This window comes from Congregibacter sp. (assembly GCF_045107095.1).
Taxonomy (GTDB): domain Bacteria; phylum Pseudomonadota; class Gammaproteobacteria; order Pseudomonadales; family Halieaceae; genus Congregibacter.
Window position 1 is genome coordinate 1 of the sequence record NZ_JBGCFU010000056.1, and the last position, 9,942, is coordinate 9,942.

The following is a 9,942-nucleotide window of genomic DNA, read 5'->3' on the forward strand; positions in this document are numbered from 1 at the left end:
CTCTGTAAGAACCCTCGCTCGAGTGCTGGATGCGAGTCTTGGCCGAATCCAATTTACCCCCGACCTGCTGCCGTCGGATGTCACGGGCACCGAAATCTATCAAGAGTTCGAGGGCAAGCAGGAACTGCGCTTTCAGCAGGGCCCCATTTTCAACAATGTTGTTCTCGCCGACGAAATCAATAGGGCCCCAGCGAAAGTTCAGGCAGCTCTTTTAGAGGCGATGGAAGAGCGTACTGTTACCGTCGCAGGCAACAGCTACTCACTCCCGCCCCTGTTTATGGTATTGGCCACCCAGAACCCCATTGAGCAAGAAGGCACCTATCCCCTGCCCGAAGCGCAAATGGATCGCTTCATAATGAAGATTACCGTGGACTATCCAGACGACAGCGCCGAAGAAGGCATTATCCGTCTAGTTCGCGGAGAAGAGACAAAAGACGATTCCACCGAGGAGCCGAGACTCTCTCAGGATCTGGTTTTTCAGGCTCGTGAAGCAATGTCTGCGATCAGCGTGTCGCCGAATATCGACAAGTACATCGTTGCCCTGGTGATGGCAACACGCGATCCCGCCCGTTATCCCGAATCCCGCCTTCAAGACTGGATCCGCGTAGGCTCAAGTCCGCGAGCGAGTATCGCACTAGATAAGTGTGCCCGGGCGAGCGCGTGGCTAGCAGGCCGAGACTATGTAGACCCCGAAGACGTTCGAGCCGTGGCTCATTCCGTTCTCTGTCACCGCATGATCCTCAGCTATGACGCCTTGGCGGAATCTGTAGACAGCTATGCGGTTATCGATGAAATTCTCCGTCAGGTGGCCGCTGCCTGAGACAACAACCATGTCCTGGCTATCACGCAAACAACCGCCTCCCAACCGTGAAGACAATCGCATTGCGGTCAGTCTGAAGCACTTGCGCGCTCTGGAATTCAAGGCTCGGGGATTTTCCTTTCTACCGCGGCAACCCGTACGCAGCATTCTCACGGGGCGACATGGTTCCCGTTTGCGCGGTCGAGGTCTGAACTTTGAAGAGCTGCGACACTATCGTCCTGGGGATGATATCCGCACTATGGACTGGAAGGTCACTAACCGGACGGGTAAACCCCATGTTCGGGTCTACACCGAAGAGCGAGAGCGTCGCGTTCATCTCCTTGTAGATCAACGTGTCAGCATGTTCTTTGGTAGTCAAAGATCCATGAAGTCCGTTGTTGCAGCAGAGATCGCGGCGCTGGCAGCCTGGAGAGTACTCTCATCGGGCGACCGTCTCGGCGGAGTGATTTTTGATGACCACGATTGCTACACCATTCCTCCGCGGCGCAGTCGCGACAGCGTTGTAGAGCTGCTCTCTCGATTAGCAAAAACCAATGCCGCTCTCGCCGCTGGACAGCCGTCTCAAGCATCACAGCTTAACGTTGCCATGAATAATCTGGCACGAGAACTCTCTCACGATGCACTAGTGATATACATCGGAGATGGATTCGGCTGGGATGACCGAAGCGACGAATTATTGAAGCAGATGAGCATGCACAACGATGTCATCGTCATCAACGTTTTTGATCCCGCCGAAGTTGAATTACCCAGACTCGACGAGCTCATAGTTTCTGACGGTGAAATGCAGATCGCTGTGTCGGGCAATCGCGCCCGTTTGGATGAGAGCTTCCGTGAAAGCTTCAACGAGCATGTCGCTCATATGCAAGATGTACTTCGACGCTACGGTCTCCCTCTAATCAACATCGACTGCGCTGAAGACCCGATGAATCAGCTACTCAAAGCGCTGGGGTCGGGGCGATGACAGAATTGTTTGGCCCGGGCTGGGGCAACTACGCGATTCGGGGCATTATCGAAACGTCCATGCCAGCGCAAGTTTCTTTGTGGCCGAGTACGCCGGGGTGGTGGATTCTTTTAGCCTTGATCATCTTCGGGAGCATCTACTGGGGATGGGCCCGTTGGCAAAAGCATGTAAGAAATCGCTATCGGCGGGAGGCGCAACTCGCCCTCGATGGCCTTGAAGCCGCGTATCTTTCGGGCGACCAGCAATCGCTTCGCAAGCTTGCCCCCCTTCTTCGTGCCACCGCGATTGCGGCGACGGGACAGCGCGATGAACTGGCCAGTGCAAAGGGCGATGCCTGGAAGCAAGCGCTACACGAACTCGCACCAAAACTCCCGCCGTTGCCGGTTTCTGAGCTGGACGCTCTGGCCTATCAGCCGCTGAATACAAAAGGCAGCAATATCGAGTCGCTGTTCATGCAACTTAGAGCGTGGATCTCTGCCCACGAGTGCCCTCATGATTGAGTTCGCGCTACCCTGGGCTTTCGCGCTGTTGGCCTTACCTTTTCTCGTGCGGTGGTTAAGCCCTCCTCATCGAGAGAGTCAGGACTCGCTGCAAGTGCCCTACTTTCAGCGCTTGGTGCTACTGAGCGGTGAAACCCCAAGATCGGGTGCCAGCGTGCTGCGCCGCCGGCGAATACAGGCGTTGTTCAGTATGCTTGCCTGGTGCCTCCTTGTGGTCGCCGCCGCCCAACCCGAATGGGTGGGAGAGCCCATCAACGTTGAGAAATCCGCTCGCGATCTCATGCTCGCTCTCGACCTATCAGGATCCATGGACGCCCGCGACTTCAGCAATGCAGAGGGCGAGCAAAAAAACAGGCTAAGCGCAGCAAAAGCCGTACTTCGAGACTTTGCGGCACAACGTGAAGGAGACCGTCTCGGGCTGATCGTATTTGGTAACGCCGCTTACCTTCAGGCGCCGTTCACCGACGACATACCGACGTGGCTGACATTACTGGACGAAAGCGAAGTCGCCATGGCCGGGCAAAGCACCGCGCTAGGCGATGCAATTGGTTTAGCGATCTCTTTGTTTCAATCCTCTGAAACCAGCAATCGTGTGCTTATTGTTCTAACCGATGGCAACGATACTGGCTCTCGCGTCCCCCCGATCGACGCCGCCACCATCGCAGCCACCAACAACGTCACGATCTATACCGTCGCTGTCGGCGACCCATCCACCATTGGCGAGGAAGCACTTGACCTTGAAACTCTCAACGCCATAGCAGACCTCACACAAGGAGCCAGCTTTCAGGCGCTGGACAGTGAAGGCCTGCAAATGGCCTATGACGAAATCAATCGCCTGGAGCCCGCGAAGTACGACTCACTATCCTATCGACCTCGAAGCAGCCTATTCCACGTGCCGCTCGCATGCTTCGCTATTTTGTGCCTCGTAGCATTACCCTTATTCGCATTACGAGGCTGGCGTCGCCAGAAGACTGTCCGTGTTTGATTGGGCGACGCTAATGCAGTTTCACTTTCTGCGCCCCTACTGGTTGCTGCTGATTCTGCCCTTTGCCGTATTGAGTGTTATTCAGTGGCGTCGCAGCGACCTGGGTAAACAATGGGAGCCCGTGATCGCTCCTCACTTGCTACCGTCAATGATAGTGCCGGGTAGCCAGCGACAGTTGTTTTCGCCCCTGTGGGTCTCAATCATTCTGGGACCGCTGCTCGCCGTCACCGTCGCCGGGCCTAGTTGGGAGCGTGGTGACTCCCCCTTTGCTCAGGATGCAGCAGCCTTAGTTATCGCCGTTGATCTCTCGGCTTCGATGAATGAACCCGACTTACAACCCAGTCGCTTGCAGCGCGCCCGCGACAAAATCCTCAAGCTCGCACAGTCGCGCGGAGATGCTTACACCGCTCTCATCGCCTATTCGGGCAGCGCCCATACGGTGCTGCCGCTTAGCAACGACTCCAACATGCTGCTGCACTACCTTGATGCTCTGGATGTGGGCATGCTTCCGCGTCGGGGAAAAGCCCCCGAGAACGTATTACCCATCGCGGATGAGTTATTGGCTAATCGAGGTAATGGAGGCAGTCTACTGATTGTAGGCGACGGTGCTGGCGACCAATCCGCAGCACTGTTTGGAAAATGGGCCGAGACAACGGACACGCAGCTTTTGATTTGGGGCATGGGGAAAACCCAGTCACAGTTAGATGAGGATGCAGCGCGCGGCTTAGCGGCAAGAGCGCAGCCGCTTCAGGAAGCACAACTGCGGGCAATCAGTAGTGCAGGAGGCGGCCACTTCGAACAAGTGAGTGTTGATGACAGCGACCTTAAGAGCCTGGAGCGGCGGATAGATCGCCACTATCAGCTTAGCGAAGACAGTGCCCGCCCCTGGATAGATGGAGGTATCTATCTGCTCCCGCTCATCATGCTCCTCTTCTTGTTGTGGTTTCGTCAGGGTTGGGTTCTCCGATGGTGAACTGGCTATCGTCTTGGCGGCACCGTCTCGCTGCGCGCAAGTATTTGTTGCTGTTAGCGGCGCTTGGTCTCGGCTGGGGCCTTAACAACCCTCAAGGCTTCCTCAATCTGTGGCTTACCCCTGACCAGCAAGGTCGCCTATGGTTCGCCTACGGTGACTATGAACGCGCCGGACGAAGTTTTGAAAACCCTCGCTGGCGGGGAATGAGTTTGTATGCCGCGGAGGATTTCTATGCCGCAGCCCAGTATTTTTCGCAGTATCAGGACGCTGAATCTCTGCTCGCAAGAGCAAACTCTCTCGCTCAAGCTAGAGAGTATCTGGATGCTCGCGATGCTTACGAGGAACTCGCTGAGCGCTTCCCCCAGCACCCTGCTCCTCCTGTGAACATTCCAATAGTTCAAGAGCTCATCGACGCTAACCGAGAACTGTCTGAGAGTCAGGTTTCCGAATCCGGCGACATGTCCTCGGATAATGACGATGGTCCCCGGTCTTCAGAGGGTGACGAACGGCTGACGAATGTCGAAAGAGAGCAACTGTCGGCGGAACAGCTTCTCGACGACCCGGGACTGACCGACATGTGGCTCCGGCAGGTACAACGGAATCCTTCAGAATTCCTGAGCACCAAGTTTGACCTGCAGTTGCGTCGTCGAGAGACAGGCACACCATGATGCTGATATCGAGACGCGAGCACGATTCCTTCGGAGAGTTTTCGATCTCGGGTGAGGCATTCATAAAGCGCCTTAGAGGCATTGTGCTAGTCCTGATGATGGCAACGACTTTTGCACCGCAAACTCTGAGCGCCATGACTTTGGAGCAACTTCGTGAGGACGACATGCTCCGTACCAGCGTGACTGTCGATTCGAACGACGGACTTTATCAGCGAGCGCCCTTTGTTCTGGTTATCGAAGTGGCTACCGCCCGCTGGTTTAGCCGTGGGACCCGCGTTGAAGATTTTCGTATCCCGGGCGCCGTTGTTAGGCCGGTATCAAATTTTGCTGACAATAGCTCACGGCGGATAAACGGAGAAACCTGGAGCGTACAGCGATGGCGTTTCCGCGTTTTTCCAAGAGAAGCAGGTCTCCTGGACATACCGCCTTTAGCGTTATTTGCGTCAGTGAACACAGCGAACGACGGCACCGTCGAGGGCGATCTTGAGCTAGACCCATTGCAAGTTGAAATTCTGCGTCCCGCAGAGGCCGACGACACGGCGCCCTGGATAGCGACGCCGGACTTGAGTATCGAACAAACCTGGGAAGGAAAACTCGATAGCTACATTCCGGGCGATGCGATTACGCGCAAGCGGCGATTTGTGGTTCAGAACGCGCCTGCAATGATGCTGGAGGCTTCAAAGCTGGACGACATCCCGGGGCTGTCGATCTATGAGGCTCCCGCAACAGTCTCAGACCAGAGTGGCCGCGGAAAACTGGTCGGAACGCGGGAAGAAACCGTGGTCGTAACCTTCGAGTCACCCGGAACCTATCAATTGCCCGGCCTCGAGTACACATGGTTCAACACGGATAGCAAAGAGTTCGAAACAATCTCGCTGCCAGCGCTCGAAGTAGAAGTTATTGCATCGACGCCGCAGTCGATGGAAAAAGAAAAGACTTCTTACATTGCAATCAGCTCGCCCGTTATTCTGGCGACCGTGGCGACCCTCATCATTGTTGCGGCGCTTTGGTTTACTCGAGGCTCCACACTTTCTCTAAAGCTTCGAGCCGCCATCCACACGAGGCGACACCGTCGTGCGAGCTACCAAGGGTATCTTGAGGCATTACAAAGTCAGAATAGTGCTTTGTGTGTACAGCTTCTTTACGGCCAACTCTCACAGATTGACACTACGCTTTTGTTAAGAAATGCAGTGAGAGCGGCAGCTTCGAACAGCAAAGGCGCCACCGCGTCGGATGGGGGGAACGGCATCGAGCGTAGTTTGGAGCTTCTCCTTGCACATGCCTACGGAGGAGGCAATCTATTGCCGGATCAAGGCGCAGCGGTTGAGCTCTGGAGAGCCTTGAGTTATCCGAGAATCGGCAAACCTTCTTCAGCGGAGTTACACCTTAACCCCGTGTCTTCGACGCTCTGAAGGGAGCTAAGTAGGTCGGCTTCGGCAAAGCAAACAGGCCTCCAACACGCTAACTGCCAGCGTCGTTCGGTGGCATAATCTTTGCGGACAAGTACTAGGTATGAAAAGTCAGTACCGTGGGCGGCAATGAAGGCGTTACGATTGCTTTCGCGATTGATAGCGCGGTTTATTGCGAAAGAAATGCCCAGGTAGTTCTCACCACTGAATCGCGCAACGGAGTGGATATGCAATCCCCAGAAAACGAGTCTATGCTCGACTTTGTTCAAAAGCTTCCCAAGGCCGAGCTACATGTGCACCTTGAGGGAACCCTCGAGCCTGAGCACATTTTCAGCCTCGCTCAGCGCAATGGAATCGAACTGGAGTACAAAACTCCAGATGAGGTAGTTGCTGCCTACAACTTTCACGACCTGCCTTCATTTCTTTCGATCTACTATGCCGCTATGGATGTGTTGCGCACCGAAGAAGACTTTTATGAACTTGCGCTTCACTATTTCCAGCGAGCGGCAGCACAGAACGTGGTCTATGTAGAGCCGTTTTTTGACCCTCAGGCTCACACCAGCCGCGGAGTCGCTTTTGAGACCGTTATCAACGGAATACACCGGGCACAGCAAGAGGCGGCGGCAAGCCTAGGCGTAGAAAGTAACTTGATCCTGTGCTTTTTGCGTGACATGAGCGCCGAGTCTGCTGCCCAACACCTGGAAATGGCCATACCCCACCTGGATAAACTGATTGGAGTGGGTCTAGATTCTGACGAGAAGGATAACCCTCCTGCGAAATTTGCCGAGGTCTTTGCAAAAGCACGGGAGCTAGGTTTAAAACTCACCATGCACTGTGATGTTAATCAGAAAGATATCCTTGAACACATTGAAGAATGTCTCGACATAATCAAAGTCGACCGCATTGATCACGGCGTAAACGCACTAGAAGATGACGCGCTGTGCACCGAGATCGCGCGCCGCGGTCTGGGTTTGACCGTCTGTCCAGTATCTAATCGCTTTGTGGTGCAGAACCTTACCGGGGACGAAATACGAAAAATGCTATCCAAAGGAATGAAGGCCACCATCAACTCCGATGACCCCGCCTACTTCAGAGCCTATATGAACGAGAATTTCATGGCTCTGGTGGAGGACGCGGAATTTTCAAAGGACGAAATTACCACCCTGACTCGGAATGCTTTCGAAGTGAGCTGGATGAGCGACACCAAGAAGTCCGAATACCTCTCGCGTCTCGAGAAGGTGCAATAAGTCATGCGCAATGCCATCGATCGATTCTTCGGACTCACCGAACATAACAGCAGCATCCGACAGGAAGTTCTTGCGGGCGTAACCACGTTCCTCGCCATGGCATACATCACCGTGGTGAACCCAGGCATATTGTCCGCTGCGGGTATGGACTTTGGTGCAGTATTTGTCGCGACGTGTCTCGCCGCCGCACTGGGCACCGCCATCATGGGCCTCTACGCTAATTACCCCGTCGCCCAGGCACCGGGCATGGGCCAAAACGCGTTTTTCACCTACGGCGTGGTTTTGGGATTGGGGCACACCTGGCAAAGCGCCCTCGGGGCGGTGTTCGTATCGGGACTGATTTTCATTGTCTTGTCGGTACTTCCCGTACGGGAGTGGCTCATCAACGCAATTCCCCGATCTCTCAAGCTCGGTATTTCAGCAGGAATTGGCTTCTTCCTTGGCATCATCGCCCTTTCGGGCAGCGGGATAATCGTTAGTAACGAAGCGACCATCGTAGGCCTCGGAGATCTGACAGAAACCCCCGCTATTTTCATGCTCCTTGGTTTTGTACTCATCGCCGCGCTCTCAGCCCGGCGCACTGTTGGAGCAGTGGTAATCGGCATGCTTGTGGTAACGGTGTTGGGGTGGCTCACAGGTGCCGCAGAGTTTCAGGGTGTTATTTCTATGCCGCCGCCGATGACGTCGTTTTTAGAGCTGGATATCGTCGGTGCTCTCGACCTGTCCATGGTCACCGTCATCCTCACCTTATTGTTAGTGGACGTTTTTGACACCGCGGGCACCTTGGTAGGCGTGGCAAACCGAGCTGGAATGCTTGATAAGAATGGCCATCTACCTCGCTTACGACGAGCACTACTCTCTGACTCCAGTGCAACCGCTGTGGGAGCAGTGCTGGGCACATCCTCCACTACCAGCTTTATCGAAAGTGCCGCGGGCGTAGAAGCTGGGGGCCGGACCGGATTAACCGCCTTAACCACCGCAGGGCTCTTCTTGCTTTGCCTTTTCATCGCGCCTCTGGCCCAGAGTGTGCCCGGCTTCGCTACGGGAGCTGCCCTGCTCTTCGTCGCCACAATTATGGCAAGAGCGCTTGAAGATCTGGAATGGGGCGACGTTGCAGAGAGTGCCCCGGCAATTGTGACCGCTATTGCCGTCCCCTTGAGCTACTCCATCGCCGACGGAATTGGCCTGGGATTCATCACATACGCTCTGATAAAAATAGCCTCTGGCAATGCCAGTCGCTGCCCCATGGCGGTCTACGTAGTCGCCGGGATCTTTATGCTAAAGTTCGGTTTTCTCTCCTGAGCATGGCTAACTATTGATGGATAAAGTCTACATTTCCGCCAACGACCTACTGCTTGATTCTTTTCGCTTGGGCGAAAAAATCTTTGCCAGCGGCTTCAGACCTGACTTTATTATTGGCGTTTGGCGAGGCGGAGCACCTGTAGGTATCGCGATTCAAGAGTATCTGGAATACGTTGGCGTGGAATCTGATCACATCGCCATTCGTACGTCCTCGTACACAGGCATTAATCAGCAGGAAAAAACCGTTCGGGTGCATGGGCTGGATTACATCATCGACAACGTAAATGCCAACGACGATGTCTTACTCGTTGATGATGTGTTTGATTCCGGTCGCAGCGTCAAGGCTATCTTCGACAAGATGAACGCCAAGTGTCGTCGCAACATGCCGCAGAATATGCGGGTAGCCACTCCCTGGTACAAGCCGTCCAAGAACGTTACGGACATCAAACCGGATTACTACGTCCACGAAACCGATGCGTGGCTGGTGTTTCCCCACGAGCTCGTAGGGCTTACGCAGCAAGAAATCATCGATAACAAGGGTCCCCTTGCGAAGACCCTAGAAACTCGACTAAAGAGCGCCAGCTAAAAGCAGCCTAGCGAGGCTGCATACGAATAGCGCCATCCATACGGATAGTTTCGCCATTGGTGTAGTCATTTTCTACGATGTACTGCGACAGGTGCGCGATCTCATCAGGCTTACCAAGGCGCTTGGGGTAAACGGGCTGAGCCGCCAGGCTATCGTAGGCCTCCGTTGGCAGGGACTCGAATAGAGGCGTATGAATAAGTCCCGGGGCGATAGTGTTCACTCGGATTCCCAATGACGCCAGATCCCGGGCGATGGGCAGGGTCATACCCACAATCCCGCCTTTTGACGCACTATAAGCCGCCTGACCAACCTGCCCCTCAAATGCTGCCACAGACGCCGTATTGATAATGACACCGCGAGCACCATCTTCATTGATCGGGTCTTGCTTGGCCATTTGCGCTGCGGCGAGACGCAGAACGTTGAAAGTGCCAATAAGGTTCACATCAATGACTTTCTTGAAACGCGCCAACTCCACCGGCTCACCGCGGCTG

The 9,942-nt window shown here is 54.7% G+C and carries 11 protein-coding genes; 10 read left to right on the forward strand and 1 reads right to left on the reverse strand.

Going from position 1 to position 9,942, the window contains the following annotated elements; genetic code table 11:
- The 10 genes from AB8B76_RS09625 to AB8B76_RS09670 form a co-directional block, all read left to right on the forward strand.
- Nucleotides 1-820: AAA family ATPase (locus tag AB8B76_RS09625; RefSeq protein ID WP_405272021.1), on the forward strand; the 820-nt coding region annotated here is incomplete at its 5' end.
- A 10-nt stretch (nt 821-830) separates the two neighbouring features.
- Nucleotides 831-1,781 carry a DUF58 domain-containing protein gene (locus AB8B76_RS09630; protein ID WP_405272023.1) on the forward strand — a complete coding sequence of 317 codons (951 nt, stop codon included), beginning with the start codon at nt 831-833 and terminating at the stop codon, nt 1,779-1,781.
- Nucleotides 1,778-2,281 carry a DUF4381 domain-containing protein gene (locus tag AB8B76_RS09635; RefSeq protein ID WP_405272025.1) on the forward strand — a complete coding sequence of 168 codons (504 nt, stop codon included), beginning with the start codon at nt 1,778-1,780 and terminating at the stop codon, nt 2,279-2,281. The genes AB8B76_RS09630 and AB8B76_RS09635 overlap by 4 nt, the downstream gene beginning before the upstream one ends.
- Nucleotides 2,274-3,266, forward strand: coding sequence for a vWA domain-containing protein (locus AB8B76_RS09640; protein WP_405272027.1), 993 nt, complete (start codon nt 2,274-2,276; stop codon nt 3,264-3,266). The genes AB8B76_RS09635 and AB8B76_RS09640 overlap by 8 nt, the downstream gene beginning before the upstream one ends.
- 13 nt (nt 3,267-3,279) lie before the next feature.
- On the forward strand, nt 3,280-4,239 hold the full coding sequence (locus AB8B76_RS09645) for a vWA domain-containing protein (RefSeq protein ID WP_405272029.1): 960 nt from the start codon (nt 3,280-3,282) through the stop codon (nt 4,237-4,239).
- The gene (locus tag AB8B76_RS09650) at nt 4,233-4,907 is read left to right on the forward strand and encodes a tetratricopeptide repeat protein (protein WP_405272030.1); all 675 of its coding nucleotides are present in this window, start codon (nt 4,233-4,235) and stop codon (nt 4,905-4,907) included. The genes AB8B76_RS09645 and AB8B76_RS09650 overlap by 7 nt, the downstream gene beginning before the upstream one ends.
- Nucleotides 4,904-6,319: a hypothetical protein gene (locus AB8B76_RS09655; protein ID WP_405272032.1), complete on the forward strand. Its 1,416-nt coding sequence runs from the start codon at nt 4,904-4,906 to the stop codon at nt 6,317-6,319. Before AB8B76_RS09650 ends, AB8B76_RS09655 begins: the two co-directional genes overlap by 4 nt.
- Before the next feature lie 224 nt (nt 6,320-6,543).
- The gene (locus tag AB8B76_RS09660) at nt 6,544-7,563 is read left to right on the forward strand and encodes an adenosine deaminase (RefSeq protein ID WP_405272034.1); all 1,020 of its coding nucleotides are present in this window, start codon (nt 6,544-6,546) and stop codon (nt 7,561-7,563) included.
- A 3-nt stretch (nt 7,564-7,566) separates the two neighbouring features.
- The gene (locus AB8B76_RS09665) at nt 7,567-8,865 is read left to right on the forward strand and encodes an NCS2 family permease (RefSeq protein WP_405272035.1); all 1,299 of its coding nucleotides are present in this window, start codon (nt 7,567-7,569) and stop codon (nt 8,863-8,865) included.
- A 16-nt stretch (nt 8,866-8,881) separates the two neighbouring features.
- Entirely contained in the window at nt 8,882-9,451 is a 570-nt protein-coding gene (locus tag AB8B76_RS09670; protein WP_405272037.1) for a phosphoribosyltransferase, read from the forward strand.
- Nucleotides 9,452-9,458: 7 nt separating this feature from the next.
- Here AB8B76_RS09670 and AB8B76_RS09675 read toward each other — a convergent pair.
- On the reverse strand, nt 9,459-9,942 hold a 484-nt coding region (locus AB8B76_RS09675; protein ID WP_405272039.1), incomplete at its 5' end, for an SDR family oxidoreductase.

What these genes read in the sequence shown, in the direction of transcription:
- AB8B76_RS09640 (WP_405272027.1), top strand. Translation starts at nt 2,274, where the DNA reads ATGATTGAGTTCGCGCTACCCTGGGCTTTCGCGCTGTTGGCCTTACCT.
- AB8B76_RS09670 (WP_405272037.1), top strand. Translation starts at nt 8,882, where the DNA reads ATGGATAAAGTCTACATTTCCGCCAACGACCTACTGCTTGATTCTTTT.
- AB8B76_RS09650 (WP_405272030.1), top strand. Translation starts at nt 4,233, where the DNA reads ATGGTGAACTGGCTATCGTCTTGGCGGCACCGTCTCGCTGCGCGCAAG.
- AB8B76_RS09665 (WP_405272035.1), top strand. Translation starts at nt 7,567, where the DNA reads ATGCGCAATGCCATCGATCGATTCTTCGGACTCACCGAACATAACAGC.
- AB8B76_RS09655 (WP_405272032.1), top strand. Translation starts at nt 4,904, where the DNA reads ATGATGCTGATATCGAGACGCGAGCACGATTCCTTCGGAGAGTTTTCG.
- AB8B76_RS09660 (WP_405272034.1), top strand. Translation starts at nt 6,544, where the DNA reads ATGCAATCCCCAGAAAACGAGTCTATGCTCGACTTTGTTCAAAAGCTT.
- AB8B76_RS09630 (WP_405272023.1), top strand. Translation starts at nt 831, where the DNA reads ATGTCCTGGCTATCACGCAAACAACCGCCTCCCAACCGTGAAGACAAT.
- AB8B76_RS09645 (WP_405272029.1), top strand. Translation starts at nt 3,280, where the DNA reads ATGCAGTTTCACTTTCTGCGCCCCTACTGGTTGCTGCTGATTCTGCCC.
- AB8B76_RS09635 (WP_405272025.1), top strand. Translation starts at nt 1,778, where the DNA reads ATGACAGAATTGTTTGGCCCGGGCTGGGGCAACTACGCGATTCGGGGC.